This window comes from Arthrobacter sp. SRS-W-1-2016 (assembly GCF_002009585.1).
Lineage (GTDB): Bacteria > Actinomycetota > Actinomycetes > Actinomycetales > Micrococcaceae > Arthrobacter > Arthrobacter bambusae_A.
Map to the genome: position 1 here is coordinate 1 of NZ_MTPV01000046.1, position 20,536 is coordinate 20,536.

Below are 20,536 nucleotides of genomic sequence, written 5' to 3' on the forward strand. Positions count from 1 at the left end.
AAGGCGGCGAGGGTGCGCGGCATTTCGGTGACCAGCGCCTTCGCGAGTCCGAGGAGCCGGGATCCTTTGGCGGGGGATTCCCGCCGGGCCAAAGCCACCTGGGCTGCGACGCCGCGTCCGCGTTCGTCGGCCGGGACACCGGCCGCGGCGTCGGTGCTGCGCTGGGCGGCGTCGAACGCGATGGCGATCCTCGCCTGCGCGGCCGCGGCCGCGGACTTCAAGTCTTCAAGGGCACGCAACTGGTTGATCAGGTCAGTACTGTCGGCGCCTGGCCGAAGCGATCTCACGGAGTCGATCAGATCCCGCATCCGGACGCCCGGCACGGCAGCATCGGGGACCGCGCAGCCCGCTGGCGCGCCCGATCCGATCAGCTGCGTTCCCCGAGTCCCCTCCATAACCAAAGCATTCCAGAGGCCTACGACATTTTTAGGCCGAAAAGACCCGTCCAAGCGAAAGAACCGAAAAAATTTTGAAAATTTTTGGGAAGGGCAAAGAAAGTGCCACCGACGTTAGCTGCATCCCTTCTTGATCTTCCGGAGCGCAGGATAACGCCGTCAAATGGGGCGAAAGAACGTCGATGAGGCAACCCATGGCTGCGAACTCCTGGGCCATCGGGCCCAAGCCGTCCGTTCAGGCCTTCCCGGTACCTCACCCCATCGGTCCCCTCAGGCAAGGGGAGCCATACGGTCTCGGTCGCTGCCTTTGCGCCTGGCCACGGCTCCAGCACCCCGGCCCGCCAGTGGGTGACCAAGCTCGGATGACGTCGATATTCGTCCATGTGCCGAGCCCACGACGGCGGGGTGCCGCTTCCCATGGAAGCCGCACCCCGCCGTCGGGATCGCTAAGCCGCGCCAGTCAGCGGCGGAGAGAAACTACGCCGAAACCAGATTGTGCCAGTCGGCGACGAGGGGCAGGTTGTGCGCCTCGGAGACTGAGCGGTGCGTGACCTTGCCTGCCGCGATGTTGAGGCCGGCTGCCAGGGCGGGGTCGCGGTCGAATGCGGCCTTGACGCCCAGGTTGGCCAGCGACACTGCGTAGCGCAGGGTGACGTTGGTCAGGGCGTAGGTGGAGGTGTTCGGAACGGCGCCCGGCATGTTGGCGACGCAGTAGAAGATCGTGTTGTGGACCTTGTACGTGGGTTCCTGGTGCGTGGTGGGGTGCGTGTCCTCGAAGCAGCCACCCTGGTCCACGGCAATGTCCACGAGCACGGAGCCGGCCTTCATGCGGGAGACCAGCTCGTTGGTGACCAGCTTGGGGGCCTTGGCGCCCGGGATCAGCACGGAACCGATCACGAGGTCTGCGTCGATGACTGACTTCTCGATCTCGTAGGCGTTGGAGGCGACGGTCTTCAGGCGGCCCTGGTAGAGGGCATCCAGTTCGCGGAGGCGGTTGATGTTGATGTCGAGGATGGTGACCTCGGCGCCCAAGCCAAGAGCCATCGCGGCAGCATTGGTACCGGCAACACCGGCGCCGAGGACAACGACCTTGGCCGGACGGACACCCGGGACGCCACCCAGCAGCACGCCCTTGCCACCGGCTGGAGCCATCAGGGAGGAAGCGCCGACGACGACCGACAGGCGGCCTGCGACCTCGGACATGGGTGCCAACAGGGGCAGCGTGCGGCCTTCCTGGACGGTTTCGTAGGCGATGGCGGTGACGCCCGAGTTGATGAGCTCCTGGGTCAGTTCAGGCTCAGCGGCCAAGTGCAGGTAGGTGAAGAGGATCAGGCCCTTGCGGAAGCGGTGGTATTCGGCCTTGATGGGTTCCTTGACCTTCATGACCATGTCGGCGCGGGCCCAGACGTCGTCGGCTTCGGCCACGATCTCCGCGCCGGCAACCGCGTATTCCTCGTCCGTGATACCGGAGCCCAGGCCTGCGCCCCGTTCCACCAGGACGGTGTGGCCGTGGGTGCGGAATTCGTGAACGCCCGCGGCCGTGATGGCAACGCGGAATTCGTTGTTCTTGATCTCTTTGGGGACACCGATGATCATTTTGGGCTCCATCTTCGAAAGGCTTCAACGGCCTTTTTCGCTGCGGGGGACTGTGATTCCAGAATAAATCCGCTGTGAGCCAGGCGACAGCAAAGGCGATGACCACCGTCGTGAACTTCCTTGTATTTCCGGGGTTTTTGCCTCCTGCAACTCGACATTTGTCGAAGCTGAGAGCGTCAGGTGTCGCCTGATGTTCGTCGGGTGATTCGGGATCCGACACGAGCTCTGGGCCGCCAGTTGAAACGTATGTTTCATGAATGATTCTTCTTGTGACATTTGTGTCATTTCGGTGAAACGTGGCTTTCCTATCGTGGACGAGCAACCGCGCACCTCCGTCCAACGATTGGCCAGCACCATGAAGACGCAGACCTCTTCGACTGTTGTTCCTGCATCCAGGAAGCCCCTGTACAAATCCTTGTTCGTCCAGATATTCGCCGCCGTGGTTGCAGGTGTGCTGATCAGCCACTTCTGGCCCAGTATCGGTTCCGGACTGCGTCCTCTTGGCGACGGCTTCATCCAGCTCATCAAGATGATCATCGCTCCACTGATCTTCCTGGTCATCGTCACCGGAATCGCAGCGGTGGGGGATGTCAAGGCCGTGGGCCGTGTCGGAGCCAAGGCACTCATCTACTTCACCGGGGCCACACTGTTCGCCCTGGCATTCGGCCTGGTGGTGGGCAACCTCGTCCAGCCAGGGGCAGGGCTCAACATCGATCCGAATTCGCTGAGCCAGGACGCCCTGAACGCCAAGACCGGCACCGCCCCGCCCAAGGACGTGGGCCAGTTCCTGCTCGGTGTCATCCCCACCAGCGTCGTGGGTGCCTTCGCGAACAACAACCTGCTGCAGGTCCTGTGCTTCTCCGTCTTCTTCGGTTCGGCCGTTGTTGTGATCGGCAAGGAACGGTGCGGGCCTATGCTCACGTTCCTGGAAACCGTCCTGGACGTGTTCTTCAAGATCATGGCCTGGGTCATGCGGGTGGCACCCATCGGCGCGTTCGGTGCCATGGCGTTCATCATTGGCCAGTACGGACTGGATTCATTGGGCACATATGCAGTACTCATCGCGGCGTGTTACGGCGCCGCCGTCGTCTTCATCGCTTTGCTCTTCCTCGTGGCGTGGGGCATCGCCCGAGTGCCGCTCTGGCAGTTTTTGAAGTACACCCGTGAAGAGTTCCTGCTGGCCCTCGGTACGGCGTCCACGGAATCTGTCATGCCGCGCATCATGGCCAAGCTCTCCAACGCAGGTTGCTCGCGCAGCACCACCGGCCTGGTTATTCCGACCGGCTACTCCTTCAACCTCGACGGTGCCGCAATCTATCTGTCGATCTCCCTGCTTTTCCTCGCCCAGGCTTTCGGGCACCATCTCGATCTCGGGCAGCAACTTGTGGCACTGGGGATCCTCATGCTTACATCCAAGGGCATGGCCGGCGTTCCCGGTTCAGCCTTCCTCGCTTTGTCGGCCACGGCTGGTGCCTTGGGGATATTTCCCGTCGCGGGCGTCGCGCTTCTCCTGGGTGCGGACCGGCTGATGGACTCCATGCGGGTGGTAGTGAACCTGCTCGGCAACTGCGTGGCCACCTTTGTCGTCGCGAAGTGGGAAGGCGAGTTCGATCGGGACGCCATGCTTCGTGCATTCCGGGGGGGAGACGCCCTCCCCGAAAAAGCCGGCGAGGCTCCCATGCCGGCCCACGCCGGATAGATGGCCCACGCTGGATAGACAAATCCAGCCACTCGTGGGCGTCCAGCAAAGTAGTCTTGCTCCATGCAACAAGACGTGGAGAAAATCGTCGAGGATGTCGCACTCAAGTTGGGCCGCGGCCTCTCCCTGGAGGACCTCGACGGCGTGTTGCTCGCCTACAGCTCCAACCAGTCCCACGCCGACAGGGTGCGCGTGAACTTCCTCCTGAGCAAGCGTGTCCCGGTGGACGTCAGTGCCTGGCAGCTCTCGCACGGCATCGCTACCGCAGTGCGTCCCGTCGTCGTGCCCGCCAATGAGGACCTCGGGATGGTGGGGCGCGTCTGCGTCCCGCTGCTGGTGCGCGGATTCCGCGTCGGGTACCTGTGGGTCCAGCAGGATCTTGACGAGCAGACCGCGACGGCGATACTCGCCGAATTGCCGGGCGTCCGGGACGAGTTGGACCTCCTCGCCGGGTTGCTGCTCGATTCCAACACGGCCGAGTCGGAGTTCCGGCGTCGACGTGAGCAGGAATTCCTCGCCGCATGCCAGGGCGAGTCCAACGCGGTGGCCGCCGTGGCGGGATGGAAGGAAATCCAGGGCAGGGGACCGTGGCAGCTGGTCACCGTCCTCGACGCGGCGGACAGTGGAGGCGTCTCGGATCCAATCGCGGCGACCCTGACGCACCGTTCCGCCGCGCTGCAGGCTACTATCGGGGTCGATTCAGTGCTATTCAGCGCCGGCACCGAGACCCACTCGGTCCTGTTGTTCCGCGAAACCGGCGGGCGGGCAGAACACGCCCAGGTCCTGGTCCACTATCAGCTGGAACTCGCCAAGCGCGCCGGCCGGAAAGTGGACCGCGTCATTCTGGGCATCAGCGAACCGTTTTCAGTCATCCGCCAGCTGGGCAGGGCCTACCGGCAGTCGAAGCTCGCGGCCCAGGCTGCCGCCGTCGACCCTCCGCTGGGCGAGCTGGTGGACAGCAGTTCGGCCGGTATCTACCAAATGTTCGAACGGCTTCAGGCGCCCGGTGGCTGGGACGATTCGGGCTCGGCACATTTCCAAGAGGTCGAGGATGCCGATCGAAACGGAGAGCTCCTGCCCGTGCTCGAACTGCTCTACGACAGCGACGGCTCTGTGCAGGACGTGGCCGCGAAGCTCCACTTGCACCGCAGCAGCGTCTACAACCGGCTGGCGAGGGTCCGCCAGCTCATCGGCGCCGATCCGCTGAATGGTGCCACCCGGCTAGAACTCCACGCAGCGCTCAAAGCGCGCCGTTGGGCGGGCCGTCCGCGGATTTGACGCCGCTAGACCCGAAGCCGCGCTGGCCTACTTGTTGAACTGCTTCGACTGAATGCTGCAGCGCCAGCGGTCCGGGCGGTACTGAAGCATCTGCGTCCGGTTGCTTTGGCAGCATCGTCCATGCCACTCGACGGCAGGTGTTCGATGCTGTCCCATCCTCATTGCAGGACCCCGCTTGCAGCATCCAAAATCGACCCAAGATCAACGCCTGATTGGGTGGGTTGCGGCGTGGGAGTAGGACTGGGGCTGGCCGGGGTCCGTGGCCTCCAAGAACCTGTTGGCGCGGGGGACGGCGTGTCAGTCTGCGTTGGAGTCGGGGCGGGAGTGGTCGGCCCACTGGGAGCCGGGCTGGGCGCAGGGTCAGGCTGGGCCGGAACGGAAGGAACGGGCACCGGCGCGAGGCTCGGGGGCAATGCTGACGGGATCGCGGACGGGACCTGGACCGAAATCGATGGTCCCGGGACGCCCGACGGTTGGGCTGGGGCGGGTCCTTGCGGCGAATGTTGGGCAGGGTTCGTGGTGGCCTGCCCGGCCTTGGCGCTCGGGGTAGATGCCGAAGGTGATGCCGCGGCGCTGGGGGAAGCGCTCGCCGTCGTGGAAGGGGCGCCGGACGGCGCGGAACCCTGGCTGTCCGTACTGGCAGCGTCCTGCGCGCGGGATTCCTGGCCGAAGAAGGGCAGCTCAAGGGCTTGGCCCAGGGACCCGGCGGTCAACAAGATGCCTACGGCGCCTGCAACCACTGCCATGCGGTTGCTCATCGTCCGGATGCTGGCAGCTTTCTTGAGGACGGCGTGCGGTTCGTGGCTGAATGACGAGCCGGTAAACGAGGCCGGGCCGACGCCGGCGCGGGGTGCCGCCGGGAGTGCCGTTGTAGCTGCGTTCTCGGTTTTGGCTGGCTCGACAGTCGAGGCGGCTGCTGTTGCGGCAGCCGCGGTCGCTGCAGCCATCGTCGCAGGAGCTACCGTCGGAATCGCCGTGGTGGCTGGTTCTGGCGTGGGTGGTTCTGCGGTCGCTGCAGCCATCGTCGCAGGAGCCACAGTCGGAATCGCCGTGGTTTCGTTGGCTTGGGCAGCGCGCTCGCGTTCGGCCGCGCGGGCGGCCGCACGCGTGGTGGGCACCGCCGTCGTCGGGGTTGCCGCGGGGGTGGGCTCCGGCGTCGAACTCAAAGGTTCAGAAGCGGGTGCCGCAACGAACGGTCCGCCGTCTTTGGCCCGACGACGTCCGGTTGGCTTGGTGCTCTCGCTCGGCACTTGGGCACGGCGAGGCTGATCCATGGTTGGGGACATGGTGATTGCCTCTCAACGCCTTCGAGGTTAGCTGTCGGGTTCGGACGAGGCCGTCCGGCCGCGCTTGGCGGCTTCACCCCAAGGGCCTGTGGAGAAATAGGCCCGGAGACTCTGGGTCCCCCGTCTCTGCCGCGGGTCTGGCGGATTCCGGGTTGCGGCAGAGCTCGGCGTCAACTCGGAAGCGGCCCGGTGGGGACTGGGTCGCCCCTCGACCGTACAACAGCCGGCATGCAAAGTCACATTTGGATAACGGGCTGGGTGACCGGTTTTTCTCGGCTCCGCCCGGCGATGAGTCCCGCGACGTGTTCGGCGTCGCACCCGACCCCGCCCACGAAGAACAGCCCCGTTCCGCGGCGCCCGGCAGGTGAACGGCCGGCCGTCCTCGTCCGCGGGAAGGCGGCCCTCGCCTGGCTTTCTACTTGTTGCTTTCCTCTTCTGCCGCGGCGGTCTTCTTCTGGGTTTCCAGCCACGCCATGATGTCCGCGAGCCTGATGCGGCGATGCGTGCCGCGGTATTCGACCGGGATTTCGCCACGGTCGGTCATGTTCCGCAGGTAGGTGTGCGATATTCCCGCGAGCTCAGCCGCCCGCGACGTCGTGAGCATTTCCTCGACGCTGCTGACGGTCACCGCTTCGCCCCGGCCGAGCCTGCCAAGGAGGTCGACGACGGCGTCCCTCGCCTCGTCCGGAAGGCGGTGGACCGTGCCGTCGACGAAGACGGTGATGTCGTTGCTGTCTTGGAGGGAGCGCGCCAGGTTCCGGGCGTCGTCCGCGGTCAAGCCAGGCGTCACGCGGGGAGCTATCAATGCCATGGCAGAAGCCTAGCCGCGCTCGGGGCCGTGCGGTTACGCCGCCGTGTTAGATTCACGCCTATGGTCAACTACCCCGCCAATCCGGATCCCGGCCCGGCCGTGTCCGCGGCAATCGAGCTGCTGGTACGGCAGGGCTACGACGCGACGTCCGTGGACGACCTCGCCGAAGCCGCCGGTATTAGCCGGAGCACGTTTTTCCGCAAGTTCGGTTCCAAAGAGGACATCGTTTTCGCCGATCACGACCGTATTCTCGCGCGGGTCCAGGAGTTCTTATCGGGAACGACGGCGGATCCGTTCCGTGCTGTCGTGGACGCGGCCCTCCTTGTCTTCAACCACCACGTGGGTAGCCGGGAAACTTCCCTGGCGCGTTACGAACTCCTGCATCGAGTGCCGGCCCTCCGTGACCGCGAACTGGTGATGACGCATCGCTATCAGCGGGCTTTTCGGAATCATCTTCTTTCCGCGTTGCCCGAAGGCGAAAGCCGGGAGGCTACGGCTGTGGCCTTTGCTGCTTCGGTGGTCGCGGTGCACAACAGCGTCCTGCGCCAATGGCTGTGGGCGGTTTCTGCCGGCGAACGCGCGGCGGGTGCGGAGCGCGTCGGGAGCCTGGAGCGCGAGGCGCGGGAAGCTGAGGCCCCGGGGTTGGCCGCCCGGCTCGGGCGCGAATTGGGTGCCCTGGCCGATACCTTTGCTCGTGCTTCAGCCGCCGAGACTGGTGGAGTGCGGGTCGGTGCGCCGCCCGCGGAAAGCGGGCGCCCCGCCGTCGTGGTCGCTGTCCTGGATCCGGCAGCGGGCACGGAAGAAATCCTTCAAGCGGTCCGGGATGCCCTGGCTTAATTCTTCCCTCCCTGACATCGAGTTCCTTGACATGAAACTGAGTGTCAGTGCATGCTGGGAGTCGCAGATCGCAGTCCAAAGCGAGGATTCCCCATGACGACGATGTCCGACAGCACTTCCGAGGAACTGGATGCTGTGTTCCCGGCTGGCACCATGGAGCCCGGATATGTCCTGAACGAATCCTTGGACCCGGATCCTGCCTCCGTTTTCAAAGACATTGGCGGCGAAGACCGCGCTTACTGGAACCGTGCGCGGACTTTTGTGCAGGACGAAGTGCTCCCGGTCATCGCGGGGTACTGGGAGCGCGCTGAGTATCCGCTGCACCTGGTGAAGCGTCTCGGTGAGCTTGACCTCCTGCGCGACGGAATCGACGTCGACGGGTTCCCGGCCATGAGCAAAACCGCCGCCGGACTCGTCACGATGGAACTGAGCCGCGGGGACGGCTCCATCGGCACGGTGGTCGCGGTCCAGGGCGGATTGGCACTGCGGTCCGTGGCCGAATGCGGTTCCCCCGAGCAGCAGGCCCGTTGGCTTCCCGCGCTTTCCCGGGCCGAGGAATACGGCGCTTTCGCCCTGACCGAGCCGGCCCACGGCTCCGACTCTGTGGGGCTCGAGGCGACTGCAACGGCCGTCGAGGGCGGCTATGTGCTCAACGGTGAAAAGAAATGGATCGGCAACGGCTCGATCGGAGGCCTGACCGTCGTCTGGGCCCGTGGTGATGATGGGCAAGTTCACGGATACCTTGTCCCGCAGGATTCTCCCGGATATTCCGCCACGACCATCGAAGGCAAGCTCTCGCTCCGGGCCATCTGGCAGGCACACATCCGCCTCGAGAATGTCTTCATCCCGACCGAAAACGTGCTCCCGGGCGCCCGGAGTTTCAAGGACACGGCCCGGGTGCTCCTGGCGACCCGGCTCGGAGTGGCTTGGTCCGCCGTCGGGCATGCCACTGCCTGCTACGAAACGGCGGTGCAGTATGCCGCCCAACGCCGGCAGTTCGGCCGCCCGCTGGCCGCTTCGCAGATTGTGCAGGAGCGCCTTGCCCGCATGCACTCCGAGCTTGCCACCATGCAGCTCATGGTCATGCAGATGACCAGGCTGGACGAGGAGGGCGTGCTGACTCCAGCACAGGCGGCGCTCGCGAAATTCACGTGCACCCGCACTGCCCGCAGCATCGCCTCGAACGCCCGCGATTTGCTCGGTGGCAACGGGATCTTGTTGGCCAACCGCGTGGCCCGGCATTTCGCCGACATCGAGGGCATCCATACCTACGAAGGCACAGAGACGGTTCAAGCGTTGATCATCGGGCGCTCGATCACGGGCATCTCCGCCTTCGCGTAAAGCGGCGTCCCGCACCGCGCCTCCTGAGACGCTCGCTCACCTATATGGCCAAAATCCCAGACGCGCGCTCGGATATGAGCCCAATCGACGGAACGCTCGCTCAGATCATTACTCCACCACGGCGATCGCGAAGCCGCCCCACGCGCGATTCTCGCTACCAAGCCCACGCTGTTCGAGGAGAGCCAACCCGTTGGATCGGAGAAGTTCGGCCAGGCGCTCCCGCGAAGGCGGTGTCCTGTCCACTCCGAACCTCAATGGCTCGCCCGCTGCGGTGGCCGCCGCCCGCCCGAATCGCCAATATGGCGTTCTCGATTCAAGGGCCTCGGTTGTGAAGTAGTCGAAGGCGAGCAAGCTCCCCTTGGCGCAACTCGCGACCTTCCGGAGCGTGTCCTCGATCGCGTTCCTGTCGAGGTACATCGTGACACCCTCCCAGAGGAAAAGCGCCGGACGCCCGACGTCGAACCCGGCGTCGACGAGTTTGGCGAGCCAATCATCCTTCTCGAAGTCCGCGGACACGAACGCTACCTTGTGCGCGTCGATTCCTGCCCTGTCGAGTATTTCGCGCTTGACCGCCTGCGTCCTTGCGGCATCTACCTCGAAGGAACTGACGGGCGTGTCCGGCGGGAGGCGGTACGGGCGTGTGTCGAAACCCGCGCCGAGGACGACCAACTGGTCGATCCCGGGAAGGGCGCGGCCTACCGCGCTGTCGAAGAACGTGACCCTCGCCGATGCCTCCGCTTGTGGAGGTATCTCGCCCTCAAAGGGGTAGCGGAACGTCTTCGGGACGAAACCCGTGACGCGGTGCGCGAAGACCGTCGGCCAGAATGCCAAACGCATGCCCAACCAGGGAACGCCGGGAAGCAGGGGCAACAACCGGATGGCGGCCTGGTCTTCGCGCACGCCGAATTTGTGCATCGCCCACCTCGCGGAGAGCGGGGCCTGCGCACTTGTCGACACGCCAGAAGGTCTCGCAGACAAAAGCTTTCCCACCCAGATCACATAGCCGAGTAGCGACACCGGGAGCAGCGCAATGCTGAGCGCATAGAACGCGACGGCGGCATCGGGCTTGCGCATTTTCGGTCCTTTTCGGCTCATCGACGGTGAGCGAGCGTTGGAAAAGAGGCCGCCTACTCGGCGTCGAGGTCCGTTTCCAGGAGTGTCACCAGGGAATCGAGGGCAGCGTCGGCGCCGTCGCCCTCCGCACGAAGCACCACGACGTCGCCCTTGGCCGCGCCGAGCGTCATGAGCGAAAGGATGCTGGCGGCGTCGAGCGCGTCGTCGGCAGCCGAACCGGCCATCGCGATGGTCACTTCAACCAGCGATTCTCCCGCGGCTTCGGCAAAAATTGCCGCGGGGCGGGCGTGCAATCCGGAGCGGCTGGCGATGGTGGCGGTGCGTTCGGGCATGGTTTCTCCTTGTATTCAGGTAGGACAGTCCAGCCGGGCTCAGAGCCCGAGTTCCTCGAGGATCGGTAGTTTGGCACGGACCCAGGCCTTTGCGTCGAGCGCATCCGGTGCGCTGAGCGCCAGCCGGGCCAGCTCCTGCGCCTGTTCCAACGTCACCGTTTTGAGCACGGTTCCGACGGCGGCAAGCGACCGCGCGGTCATGGACAGCGTGGACACGCCCAGGCCAACAAGCACGACGGCGAGGGCCGGGTCCGCGGCAGCCTCACCGCAGACGCCAACGGGTTTGCCGCTGCCCTCTTCGACCGAGCCAGCCACGGTCAGCTGGACGAGGCGCAGGACGGCGGGCTGCCACGGGGTGTTGAGTTCGGCGAGGGGCCCGAGTTGCCGGTCGGCCGCCATGGCGTACTGCGTGAGGTCATTGGTGCCGAGGGACGCGAAACCCACGTGGCGCAGGACCGACGCCGAGGTCAATGCCGCCGAGGGAACTTCCACCATCACGCCGGGTTTTTTGATGCCCGCGGCATCGCACATCGACGCGAAATGGGCAGCCTCGGCCGCAGTCGAGATCATGGGCGCCATGACCCACACCTCGGCCTCTGTTTCGTCGGCCGCTATGGCGATTGCCTCGAGCTGGCGGTCCAAAACACCGGGTGTGGTGAAGTCGGTGCGGTAACCGCGCACGCCGAGTGCCGGGTTGGGTTCGGTGGCGTCGGTGAGGAAGGGAAGGGGCTTGTCGGCGCCCGCGTCGAGGGTCCGGAGCACCACTTTCTTGCCCGGGAACGCGTCGAATACGCCCCTGTACGCGGCGGCCTGTTCCAGCACGGTCGGTTCGGTGTCGCGTTCCAGGAAGCAGAATTCGGTGCGGAAAAGGCCCACGCCCTGGGCGCCCAGCGCCGCGGCCGCGGCAGCGTCCTTGGCTCCGCCGACGTTGGCGAGGAGGGGCACCAAGTGGCCGTCCGCCGTCGTGCCGTTTCCGTCAAAAGCCGCAAGGGTGGCGGCATTTTCGACCCACGCGAGGGCGGCCGCGCGCTGTTCTTCGCTGGGTTCGAGGGAGAGCGAGCCGGCTGCGCCGTCCACGAAGACTTCGGCGCCGTCAGGAATTTCGTCCACTCCGCGGGCCGCGACGACTGCGGGCAAGCCGAGCGAGCGCGCGATGATCGCGGTGTGGGACTGCGGTCCGCCGCCCGAGGTGACCAGTGCAGTCACGACGGCGGGGTCCAGCGTTGCGGTGTCGGCGGGAGCGAGGTCTTCGGCCACCAGGATGAACGGAGTGTCCGACGCCGGGATCCCCGGGGCGGGGACTCCGCGGAGTTCGGCGACGATCCGCGCGCGGACGTCCAGGACGTCGGTGGCGCGTTCGGCCATGTATCCGCCCAGGTTGTGGAGCATTTCGGAGACGGAGGCTCCGGCTTCCCAGATGGCGCGTTCGGCGGAGCTGCCGTTGTTGTTGATGAGCTTGGTGGCCGACTTCAGGAGCATGGTGTCCTTGGCCATGAGCGCCGTGGCTTCGAGCACCGCCTTGCCGTCGCCGCTGGCCTTGTCAGCCCGTGCTTTGAGCTCGTCGTGGACCGATTGGGCCGCGGCTTTCAGGCCAGCGACGGCGTCTTCCGCAGTGGTGGATGCGGCTAGCTGTTCGCCCGACGGCGGTTCGCTGACTGGTTTGGGCATCTGACGGATAGTGCCAATGACGCGGCCCGGGCTAACGCCTACTCCTTGGAAATTCTGCACTGAAATCCTCTGTTCCTGCTCTCGGATCGGACCCACCGGCTGCGGCGCCTCGGGGTCCGAAAAAATCTCCTGTGACTCACTTCATATAGCGTTGCTATAGGTGCTAGGGTAGCGGCTATGAGTTTCGATGACCAGCTTCCGCCCAAAACTCGGCTGCTCCGTGCAGCTGCCGAGTTGCTGGCGAATTCGGACGGGTCACCGGTCTCTACGCGCCAAATCACCAAACTTGCCGGCGTCACGGCGCCCACGCTTTACCACCACTTCGGCGACAAGGAGGGGCTGTTCGACGCCGTCGTTTCAGCCGGCTTCGAGGAGTATGTGGCGGGAGAGCGGGACTTCGCACCCTCTGGGGTACCCCTGGAGGACGTCCGCCGGATGTGGGACAACCACGTCCAGTTCGGACTTACCCAACCGCACCTTTACCTGGTGATGTTCGGCAACATCCGTCCGGAAAGCAGGCCGGCCATCGTGGCTGATGCCGAGTCGCTTCTGGAGGAGATGCTGAGCAAGGCGGCCATTGCCGGGCAGATCAACGTACCCCCGCGCGAGGCGGCCAGGAGCATCCTGGCGGCCAACGTCGGCGTCACGCTCATGCTCATTGCAGAGCCTTTGGAAGACCGGAACCTCGAACTTTCCACCATGACCCGGGATTCCATGATTTTCGCCGTGTCCACGGAAATTGCCCGTGGCGCCGCAGCAGACGACTCCGGCAAGTCGTCCGTTGTTGTTGCGGCAATCGCGCTGAATGCGGCACTCCAAGCCTCGCATTCAGACCAGCTATCCAGTTCGGAACTGAAGCTTTTCCTTGAATGGCTTCACCGAATCTCCAGCAGCTCCTAGAGCTGTCCTCCTTCGATAGATATCGACTGATCCCGCACTGATGCGGGGCTCACGTTAGGAATTCACACAATGGCAACAGCGTCAGTTGCGAAGCCGCGCACCAGCGTGCGCGTTGGTGTCCAAAAGTTCGGAACGTTCCTATCGGGCATGATCATGCCCAACATCGGGGCCTTTATTGCATGGGGCATCATCACGGCCCTGTTCATCCCGGCAGGCTTCTTGCCCAATGCGGACCTGGCCAAACTCGTGGGCCCCATGATCACGTACCTGTTGCCGCTCTTGATTGGCTACACGGGCGGCCGGGCCGTTCACGGCATCCGCGGCGGCGTGGTGGGAGCCGTCGCCACCATGGGTGTGATTGTGGGTACGGATATCCCGATGTTCATCGGCGCCATGCTCATGGGCCCGCTCACGGCCTGGATCATGAAGAAGCTCGACAAGGTATGGGAAGGCCGGGTCAAGCCGGGCTTCGAGATGCTGATCGACAACTTCTCCGCAGGCATCGTCGGTGCCGCCCTGGCCATCTTCGGCATGCTGGTGATCGGTCCGGTAGTGAAGGCCTTCAGCGACGGTGCGAGCAACGTCGTCGAATTCCTGGTCCACAACGGACTCCTGCCGTTGACCAGCATCTTCATCGAACCCGCCAAGGTCCTTTTCCTCAACAACGCCGTCAACCACGGCATCCTCACTCCGCTCGGCACGGAACAAGCACTGCAAAACGGCAAGTCCATCCTGTTCCTGCTTGAGGCCAACCCCGGCCCGGGCGTCGGCGTCCTGCTCGCGTACATGGTCTTCGGCAAGGGCCTGGCACGCGCTTCTGCTCCTGGCGCTGCGCTTATCCAGTTTGTCGGCGGCATCCACGAGATCTACTTCCCGTACATCCTCATGAAGCCGATCCTGATCCTCGCCACGATCGCAGGCGGCATGACCGGTATCTTCACCTTGGTGGTCACCGGTGCGGGCTTGCGCTCACCGGCAGCCCCGGGCAGCATCCTCGCGGTCTTTGCCGCAACAGCGAAAGACAGCTACTTCGGTGTGGCGCTCTCCGTCCTCCTCGCAGCCACGGTATCTTTCCTGATCGCCTCGGTGATCCTGCGGACCAGCAAGACCACCGATGTGGACGCGTTGGGCCAGGCAACGTCCAGGATGGAAGAGCTCAAGGGCAAGAAGAGTTCCGTTTCCTCCGCCCTCCTGGGCGCCGGTGGCGGTACCGCCGTCCTGACCCGTCCTATCCAGAACATCGTGTTCGCGTGCGACGCCGGCATGGGCTCCAGCGCCATGGGGGCCTCGGTCCTGCGCAACAAGATCAGGGCAGCCGGGTTCCCGGACGTCAAGGTCACCAATTCGGCCATTGCGAACCTCAGCGACACGTATGACGTCGTGGTCACGCACCAGGACCTGACAGAACGCGCCCGGCCGGTCACCTCCAGTGCCGTGCACGTCTCCGTGGACAACTTCATGAACAGTCCCCGGTACGAGGAGATCGTGGAACTGGTCAAGAGCAGCAACGCTGAGCCCGGGGCTGAAGATTCGACGGCGGTTGCCGAACCGGCCGCCGGTGCCCACGCCGCCCAGCCTGCCGCCGTCGAGGGCAAGGATGTCCTGCTCCCCCAAAGCGTGATCCTCAATGGTTCCGCGACGGACCGTGACTCGGCCATCGACGAAGCGGGCAAGCTCCTGCTGGACCGCGGCTCCGTGGACATGGGCTACATTCACGCGATGCACGAGCGCGAGGAATCCGTGTCCACGTACATGGGCAGTTTCCTGGCCATCCCGCACGGCACCAATGCTGCCAAGGACCACATCCTGCACTCCGGTGTGTCGATCGTCCGCTACCCCGAGGGCATCGACTGGGGCGGCAAGCAGGTCAAGTTCGTCGTCGGCGTCGCCGGCATCAACAACGAGCACCTCCACATCCTGTCCTCCATCGCCAAGATCTTCACGGACAAGGCGCAAGTGGCCCAGCTCGAGCAGGCCACGTCGGTGCAGGAAGTGCTGGATCTGTTCGGAAAGGTCAACGCATAGTGAAGGCAGTCCATTTCGGGGCAGGGAACATCGGACGCGGATTCGTCGGCTTGCTGCTGCACGAGGCCGGATATGAGGTGGTCTTCGCCGATGTCGCGGAGGCCTTGATCAGCCAGCTCGCCTCCGCATCCTCCTATGAGGTCCACGAGGTCGGCGAGAACGCCGCCGTCAAGACCGTGTCCGGTTTCCGGGCCCTGAATTCGGGCACCGAAGAGGCTGCCGTCGTCGCGGAAATCGCGACGGCGGACCTCGTCACCACTGCGGTGGGGCCCCACATCCTCAAGTTCGTGGCACCGGTGATCGCGCGGGGCGTCGCCGGCCGCTCGCCGTCGTTGGCTCCGCTCCAGGTCATGGCCTGCGAGAACGCGATCAACGCCACGGACCTCCTGCACTCCGAAGTGGAAGCCGCGTGGGACGGTGCCGCCGGTGACCTTTCCTCCGCTGCTGTGTTTGCGAACACGGCGGTGGACAGGATTGTCCCCAACCAGGCGCCGGGCCAAGGCCTGGACGTGACTGTGGAGACCTTCTACGAGTGGGTGATCGACCGCACGCCCTTCGCGGGGGAGGCGCCGGTGATCCCGGGCGCGACCTTCGTGGACGAACTCGCTCCGTATATCGAACGGAAGCTGTTCACGGTCAACACGGGACATGCCTCGGCAGCGTACTTCGGCTATAGCGCCGGCTTGGAGAAGATCTCCGACGCCATGGCCGACGCCACCGTGGCTGCCCGGGTGCGGGCCGTATTGGAGGAGACCAAGCAGCTTCTCGTGGCCAAACATGAGTTCGTCGAAGCGGAGCAGGAAGCGTACGTGCAGAAGATCCTGTCCCGCTTCACCAACCCGTACTTGCCGGACACGGTGAACCGGGTGGGCCGTGCTCCGCTCCGGAAGTTGGGCCGGCACGAACGGTTCATCGGCCCGGCCGCGGAACTCGCCGAGCGCGGAGTCACGCCGGTTGCCCTCCTCGATGCGATGGCCGCAGCCCTGCGTTTCGACGACGGCGCCGACGACGAAGCCGTGGAACTCTCCCGGATGCTTTCCGAGATGGACGCCGCCGAGGCGGTCGAGCGCATTACCGACCTGCCGCCGTCGCACCCGTTGTTCCCGCAGGTGCTGAAGCTGATCGAAGACCGCAAGGCCGAGGCCTAGGCTTTCCCCGACGCTCGCTCACCTGTGTCGGGCTTTTCCCGGACGCTCGCTCACCCTCCTTCACATGAATGATGTGAAGGAGGGTTTCGGGTTTTGCCGTTATATGTGAGCGCGCGTTGCGTCGAAAAGGCTCGTTTGTGAGCGGGCGTCGGAAGGATCGCCGCTATATGTGAGCGGGCGTCCTAGCGGGCGGCGGTGTCGACGGCGGTCGTCTCGGATTCGGCCATGGCTTTCCACTCTGCCACGCGGGCCTGGTGCAGCGGCGACTTCCGGACCAGGGCGTAGGCCACGGCGAGGATCGCGAACCAGATGGGCGTGACGAGCAGGGCCGTGAGGGTGTCCGGCTGGGTCGTCAGGGCCCAGACCAGGAAGCCGAAGAAGGCGAAGACCACCCACACCATCACGATCCCGCCGGGCATCTTGAAGGTCGAGGCCTCGTGCAGCTGGGGCCGGCGCTTCCGGAAAACGAGGTAGCTCGCCAGGATGATGGACCATACGAACATGAAGCAGACCGCGGAGACGGTGGTGACCATGTCGAAGGCTGCTCCGATGTCCTTGCCTGCGTAGAGCAGGGCGACGCCGCCAAGGAGAAGTACGCAGGACAGGAACAGGGCGTTCTGCGGAACCTTGCGGCTTGAGAGGCGGCCGAACAACTTGGGGGCATCGCCGTCGTTGGCCAGGCCAAACACCATGCGCGACGTCGAGTAGATACCGGAGTTGGCCGAGGACATGGCAGAGGTCAGGACCACGAGGTTCACCACGGTGGCGGCGATGCCCAGTCCGGCCAGGGAGAACATGGCGATGAACGGGCTGTGGCCGGCCTTGAACTCGGTCCACGGGATGACGGACATCAGGATGATGAGCGCGCCGACATAGAACAGCATGACGCGGACCGGGATGGCGTTGATGGCGCGGGGCAGGTTGTGCTCCGGGTTTTTGGTCTCGGCCGCGGCGGTGCCCACCAGTTCGATGCCGACGAACGCGAAGACCGCGATCTGGAAGCCGGCAACGAACCCCATGAATTCCTTGGGGAAGAAGCCGCCGTGGCTCCAGAGATTGGTCAAGCTAGCGGCTCCGGCGTCGGACGTGAAACCGGTGGAGATCATGACGATACCCACGATGATCAAAGCGGCGATGGCAACGATCTTGATGAGTGCGAACCAGAACTCAGTCTCGCCGAAGGCCTTCACTGTGGGGAGGTTCAGGAGGAGCAGGATGGCGATGGTCGCGAGGCCCGGGATCCAGAGCGGCACCCCCGGCCAGAGCTCATTTGCGTAGCCCGCGATGGCGATCACATCGGCCACTCCGGTTACCACCCAGCAGAACCAATAGGTCCAGCCGGTGAAGAAGCCCGCCCAAGGACCAAGCAGGTCGCCGGCGAAGTCGCTGAAGGACTTATAGTTCAGGTTGGACAGCAGGAGCTGGCCCATGGCGCGCATGACGAAGAACAGCATGAAGCCGATGATCATGTACACGAAGATCACTGACGGGCCGGCGACGGAGATGGTCTTTCCGGAGCCCATGAAGAGGCCCGTGCCGATGGCGCCGCCGATGGCAAGCAACTGGATGTGGCGGTTGCTCAGTGAGCGCGCCAGATGCGGCTCGCTGTCTTTGCTGGAGGCAGTGCGGTGCCCCGTTGTTGTCTGGTGAGACATATCTGAATCCTTCGAGTGATTCGCCGCATGGTGACGTGGCTAACAAATCTGCTAGTCCAAAGTAACTCGAAGCATCCAAGAATTTGTGATTGATCGTTTCACCCAGAATTCATGGAGGCGCGTAAAACGAATCTTCCAGCTTGTGTCAGGCTGGTGCTATGAGTCACACAAATCCAGGCGTGAAGCCGCTGTTGAGCATGGTTCTGGACGAAGGCGTCTTCACGCTCCGCCGGGCACACTGGGAGGACCTGCCCGCCATTCTCAGATTGCTCGCCGCGGATCAGTTGGGTAGCTCCCGTGAAAATGCCGACGACGTCGGACCCTATCTGCAGGCGTTTCAGCAGATCAACGAGGATCCGGCCCAACTGTTGGTGGTCGGCCATTTGAATGGCGCTTGCGTGGCAACTTTCCAGCTGAGTTTCATCCCGGGCTTGGCTCGGAAGGGCTCATTGCGCTGCCAGATCGAGGCCGTGCGCGTCGCCGCAGAGTTGCGGGACCATGGCGTCGGGGCGGCCATGATGCAGTGGGCCATCGAAGAGGCGCGGAACCGCGGCTGTACCCTGGTCCAGCTCACCAGTGATAAGTCCCGGACGGATGCCCATCGCTTCTATGAGCGGCTTGGGTTCGTGGCCAGTCACGAGGGAATGAAGCTCGCGCTGTAGTGCCGGAGGGCGCAAAGCAAAAGTACCTACCCTTGATATTTAGGTAACCTAACTCTTAGGATACCTAAGTATGAACGACAATCAATCTGACGACGCGCTCCTCGCCCTCGCCCAATCATTCCGGGAAGCCTTGCGGCAGAGCGTCTATGTGATGCGCCGCCTCGATTCCGAGGAGCAGCTCAGCTCCGCCCAGCTTGGCGTCCTCAAGATGGCGCTCGACGGCGGTGCCCGCGTCGGAGGGATCGCCCGGAACCTGGGGGTCAAGGTCCCCAGCGCCACCGAGCAGATCATCAAGCTTGAGCGCGCGGGCCTCGTCAAACGCGAAGCGGATCCGGACGACTCCCGTGCCGTCCGCGTCGCCGCGACCGCGGCGGGACGTGCCGCCGTCGAGAATGCAGACCGCCGCCGCAACGAATTCATCGCCGGGATCCTCGGAACTCTGAGCGAAGCGGAACGCCACGCCGTGGAAGCCGCCCTTCCGGTGTTCGACAAGATCAACCACTCAGTCCAGTACTGAACAAACCCAACTGAAGAAGCCCAAGAACTAGGAGAGCAGTCCATGAAAGGCCAGCTCGCAGAGCAACTGCAGCCAGCGGAAGAAACCCTCGAGGCCGAGAAGGCTTCGTTCCTCAAGCAACCCAAAGCTGTCTGGGCCACGGCGATTGCCGCCGTCTTCGCCTTCATGGGTATCGGCCTGGTGGACCCGATCCTGCCGGCCATCGCCAAGAACCTTCAGGCCAGCCCCAGCCAGGTGTCGTTGCTCTTCACGAGCTACTTCCTGGTGACCGCGGTCGCGATGCTCGTGACCGGTTTCGTCTCATCGCGGATCGGCGGCAAAAAGACGCTCATGATCGGCCTGGCCCTGATTGTCGTTTTCGCCTCGCTGTCCGGCTTGTCCGGAAGCGTGGGTGAGCTGGTCGGATTCCGCGCTGGTTGGGGACTTGGCAACGCTCTCTTCGTGGCCACGGCGCTCGCCGTGATTGTCGGCGTCGCAAGCGGTGGAACCGGCACCGCGATTATTCTTTACGAAGCCGCCCTTGGCCTAGGCATTTCCCTCGGCCCGTTGCTCGGCGCGCTGCTCGGCGGCTGGCAGTGGCGCGCACCGTTCTTCGGCACCGCGGTCCTCATGGCCGTCTCCTTCATCGCCTTGCTGGCCCTGCTGCCCAAGACGCCGACGCCGGCCACGAAGGCCCGTTTGCGTGACCCGCTCCTCGCCCTGGGCCACAAGGGCCTTCGCACCACTGCGGCCAGTGCCCTGTTCTACAACTACGGCTTCTTCACGATCCTTGCCTTCACGCCCTTCATCCTGGGAATGGACGCCTACGGTATCGGTGCCGTGTTCTTCGGTTGGGGCGTAGCCGTAGCCGTGTTCTCTGTCTTCGTTGCACCCCTGCTGCAGCGTCGCTTCGGCACCACCAACGTCCTGGTCGGCACACTCGGGGCGCTTTTGCTGGACCTCGTAGGGCTGGGACTGGCCGCGGGGCACTCGGTGACTGCCGTCGTCGTGCTCGTCATTGTGGCGGGCGCCCTGCTGGGCATCAACAACACGCTGTACACCGAACTGGCCATGGAGGTCTCCGATTCGCCGCGTCCCGTGGCCTCGGCCGGGTACAACTTTGTGCGCTGGATGGGCGGCGCGCTGGCTCCGTTTGTCGCTGCGCAGCTGGGCGAGCACTTCGGTCCCCAGGTCCCGTTCTTCGCTGCCGCCCTCGCCCTCGGGTTCGCGATCCTCGTAGCCGCAAGTGGCCGCCGATACCTGAAGTCGCACGAACCGCACCTCGTGTAATAAGAGGGCCCAACTAGCTCGCAGTTGTTGTCGTTATGAAGCT

17 protein-coding genes, 1 pseudogene and 1 riboswitch are annotated in these 20,536 nt (G+C 64.4%); of the genes and pseudogenes, 11 read left to right on the forward strand and 7 right to left on the reverse strand.

Annotated features, from left to right (window positions below):
* Together BMF89_RS11570 and ald are read right to left on the reverse strand one after the other, a co-directional pair.
* Positions 1-308 (reverse strand): annotated as a pseudogene (locus tag BMF89_RS11570) (HNH endonuclease); the annotation flags it as partial.
* A gap of 564 nt (positions 309-872) precedes the next feature.
* A complete protein-coding gene (ald, locus tag BMF89_RS11575) occupies positions 873-1,991 on the reverse strand; it encodes an alanine dehydrogenase (RefSeq protein WP_078107255.1) in 1,119 nt (372 codons plus the stop codon).
* 355 nt (positions 1,992-2,346) lie between these two features.
* Here ald and BMF89_RS11580 point away from each other — a divergent pair, with 355 nt between their 5' ends.
* The 3 genes from BMF89_RS11580 (at position 2,347) to BMF89_RS21945 (ending at position 6,237) form a co-directional block, all read left to right on the forward strand.
* Positions 2,347-3,690: a cation:dicarboxylase symporter family transporter gene (locus BMF89_RS11580; protein WP_078107281.1), complete on the forward strand. Its 1,344-nt coding sequence runs from the start codon at positions 2,347-2,349 to the stop codon at positions 3,688-3,690.
* Positions 3,691-3,753: 63 nt separating this feature from the next.
* Positions 3,754-4,968 (forward strand): PucR family transcriptional regulator, encoded by a 1,215-nt coding sequence (locus tag BMF89_RS11585; protein WP_078107256.1) that lies wholly within the window; start codon positions 3,754-3,756, stop codon positions 4,966-4,968.
* Positions 4,969-5,292: 324 nt separating this feature from the next.
* On the forward strand, positions 5,293-6,237 hold the full coding sequence (locus tag BMF89_RS21945; RefSeq protein WP_216353813.1) for a hypothetical protein: 945 nt from the start codon (positions 5,293-5,295) through the stop codon (positions 6,235-6,237).
* A gap of 19 nt (positions 6,238-6,256) precedes the next feature.
* Positions 6,257-6,407: riboswitch (cyclic di-AMP (ydaO/yuaA leader) on the reverse strand.
* Positions 6,408-6,669: 262 nt separating this feature from the next.
* Here the strand turns inward: BMF89_RS21945 and BMF89_RS11595 are convergent.
* The gene (locus tag BMF89_RS11595; protein ID WP_078107258.1) at positions 6,670-7,065 is read right to left on the reverse strand and encodes a helix-turn-helix domain-containing protein; all 396 of its coding nucleotides are present in this window, start codon (positions 7,063-7,065) and stop codon (positions 6,670-6,672) included.
* Positions 7,066-7,125: 60 nt separating this feature from the next.
* On the opposite strand from BMF89_RS11595, the gene BMF89_RS11600 reads away from it, so the two are divergent.
* Positions 7,126-7,902, forward strand: coding sequence for a TetR/AcrR family transcriptional regulator (locus tag BMF89_RS11600; protein WP_078107259.1), 777 nt, complete (start codon positions 7,126-7,128; stop codon positions 7,900-7,902).
* Between the two features lie 102 nt (positions 7,903-8,004).
* Positions 8,005-9,243, forward strand: a complete 1,239-nt coding sequence (locus BMF89_RS11605) for an acyl-CoA dehydrogenase family protein (RefSeq protein ID WP_139359634.1) — start codon at positions 8,005-8,007, stop codon at positions 9,241-9,243.
* Between the two features lie 108 nt (positions 9,244-9,351).
* Here BMF89_RS11605 and BMF89_RS11610 read toward each other — a convergent pair whose 3' ends face one another.
* From BMF89_RS11610 to ptsP, 3 genes are read right to left on the reverse strand one after another with little or no spacing between them, the layout of a single operon-like run.
* Positions 9,352-10,317, reverse strand: coding sequence for an SAM-dependent methyltransferase (locus BMF89_RS11610; RefSeq protein ID WP_171983466.1), 966 nt, complete (start codon positions 10,315-10,317; stop codon positions 9,352-9,354).
* Positions 10,318-10,370: 53 nt separating this feature from the next.
* Positions 10,371-10,649, reverse strand: coding sequence for an HPr family phosphocarrier protein (locus BMF89_RS11615; protein ID WP_078107262.1), 279 nt, complete (start codon positions 10,647-10,649; stop codon positions 10,371-10,373).
* Between the two features lie 39 nt (positions 10,650-10,688).
* On the reverse strand, positions 10,689-12,377 hold the full coding sequence (ptsP, locus tag BMF89_RS11620; RefSeq protein ID WP_078107263.1) for a phosphoenolpyruvate--protein phosphotransferase: 1,689 nt from the start codon (positions 12,375-12,377) through the stop codon (positions 10,689-10,691).
* Positions 12,378-12,494: 117 nt separating this feature from the next.
* Here ptsP and BMF89_RS11625 point away from each other — a divergent pair, with 117 nt between their 5' ends.
* The 3 genes from BMF89_RS11625 to BMF89_RS11635 all read left to right on the forward strand — a co-directional run bounded on the left by BMF89_RS11625 (position 12,495) and on the right by BMF89_RS11635 (position 16,390).
* Positions 12,495-13,217 (forward strand): TetR/AcrR family transcriptional regulator, encoded by a 723-nt coding sequence (locus BMF89_RS11625; RefSeq protein WP_078107264.1) that lies wholly within the window; start codon positions 12,495-12,497, stop codon positions 13,215-13,217.
* A gap of 69 nt (positions 13,218-13,286) precedes the next feature.
* The gene (locus tag BMF89_RS11630) at positions 13,287-15,242 is read left to right on the forward strand and encodes a PTS mannitol transporter subunit IICBA (RefSeq protein WP_078107265.1); all 1,956 of its coding nucleotides are present in this window, start codon (positions 13,287-13,289) and stop codon (positions 15,240-15,242) included.
* Complete coding sequence (locus BMF89_RS11635) at positions 15,242-16,390, forward strand: mannitol-1-phosphate 5-dehydrogenase (RefSeq protein WP_078107266.1); 1,149 nt, start codon at positions 15,242-15,244, stop codon at positions 16,388-16,390. The genes BMF89_RS11630 and BMF89_RS11635 overlap by 1 nt, the downstream gene beginning before the upstream one ends.
* 182 nt (positions 16,391-16,572) lie before the next feature.
* On the opposite strand, the gene BMF89_RS11640 is transcribed toward BMF89_RS11635, so the two are convergent.
* A complete protein-coding gene (locus BMF89_RS11640; protein ID WP_078107267.1) occupies positions 16,573-18,045 on the reverse strand; it encodes an amino acid permease in 1,473 nt (490 codons plus the stop codon).
* Between the two features lie 158 nt (positions 18,046-18,203).
* Between BMF89_RS11640 and BMF89_RS11645 the strand changes: the two genes are divergently transcribed.
* The 3 genes from BMF89_RS11645 to BMF89_RS11655 all read left to right on the forward strand — a co-directional run bounded on the left by BMF89_RS11645 (position 18,204) and on the right by BMF89_RS11655 (position 20,493).
* Positions 18,204-18,707 carry a GNAT family N-acetyltransferase gene (locus BMF89_RS11645; RefSeq protein WP_078107268.1) on the forward strand — a complete coding sequence of 168 codons (504 nt, stop codon included), beginning with the start codon at positions 18,204-18,206 and terminating at the stop codon, positions 18,705-18,707.
* A 70-nt stretch (positions 18,708-18,777) separates the two neighbouring features.
* Positions 18,778-19,224: a MarR family transcriptional regulator gene (locus BMF89_RS11650; protein ID WP_078107269.1), complete on the forward strand. Its 447-nt coding sequence runs from the start codon at positions 18,778-18,780 to the stop codon at positions 19,222-19,224.
* A 42-nt stretch (positions 19,225-19,266) separates the two neighbouring features.
* Complete coding sequence (locus BMF89_RS11655) at positions 19,267-20,493, forward strand: MFS transporter (RefSeq protein ID WP_078107270.1); 1,227 nt, start codon at positions 19,267-19,269, stop codon at positions 20,491-20,493.
* The last annotated feature ends 43 nt before the right edge of the window (positions 20,494-20,536 follow it).

Excerpts from the sequence above, each read along its gene's own strand:
- ald (WP_078107255.1), bottom strand. The coding sequence starts at position 1,991 with ATGATCATCGGTGTCCCCAAAGAGATCAAGAACAACGAATTCCGCGTT.
- BMF89_RS11580 (WP_078107281.1), top strand. The coding sequence starts at position 2,347 with ATGAAGACGCAGACCTCTTCGACTGTTGTTCCTGCATCCAGGAAGCCC.
- BMF89_RS11585 (WP_078107256.1), top strand. The coding sequence starts at position 3,754 with ATGCAACAAGACGTGGAGAAAATCGTCGAGGATGTCGCACTCAAGTTG.
- BMF89_RS11595 (WP_078107258.1), bottom strand. The coding sequence starts at position 7,065 with ATGGCATTGATAGCTCCCCGCGTGACGCCTGGCTTGACCGCGGACGAC.
- BMF89_RS11600 (WP_078107259.1), top strand. The coding sequence starts at position 7,126 with ATGGTCAACTACCCCGCCAATCCGGATCCCGGCCCGGCCGTGTCCGCG.
- BMF89_RS11605 (WP_139359634.1), top strand. The coding sequence starts at position 8,005 with ATGTCCGACAGCACTTCCGAGGAACTGGATGCTGTGTTCCCGGCTGGC.
- BMF89_RS11610 (WP_171983466.1), bottom strand. The coding sequence starts at position 10,317 with ATGCGCAAGCCCGATGCCGCCGTCGCGTTCTATGCGCTCAGCATTGCG.
- BMF89_RS11615 (WP_078107262.1), bottom strand. The coding sequence starts at position 10,649 with ATGCCCGAACGCACCGCCACCATCGCCAGCCGCTCCGGATTGCACGCC.
- BMF89_RS11625 (WP_078107264.1), top strand. The coding sequence starts at position 12,495 with ATGAGTTTCGATGACCAGCTTCCGCCCAAAACTCGGCTGCTCCGTGCA.
- BMF89_RS11630 (WP_078107265.1), top strand. The coding sequence starts at position 13,287 with ATGGCAACAGCGTCAGTTGCGAAGCCGCGCACCAGCGTGCGCGTTGGT.
- BMF89_RS11640 (WP_078107267.1), bottom strand. The coding sequence starts at position 18,045 with ATGTCTCACCAGACAACAACGGGGCACCGCACTGCCTCCAGCAAAGAC.
- BMF89_RS11645 (WP_078107268.1), top strand. The coding sequence starts at position 18,204 with ATGAGTCACACAAATCCAGGCGTGAAGCCGCTGTTGAGCATGGTTCTG.
- BMF89_RS11650 (WP_078107269.1), top strand. The coding sequence starts at position 18,778 with ATGAACGACAATCAATCTGACGACGCGCTCCTCGCCCTCGCCCAATCA.
- BMF89_RS11655 (WP_078107270.1), top strand. The coding sequence starts at position 19,267 with ATGAAAGGCCAGCTCGCAGAGCAACTGCAGCCAGCGGAAGAAACCCTC.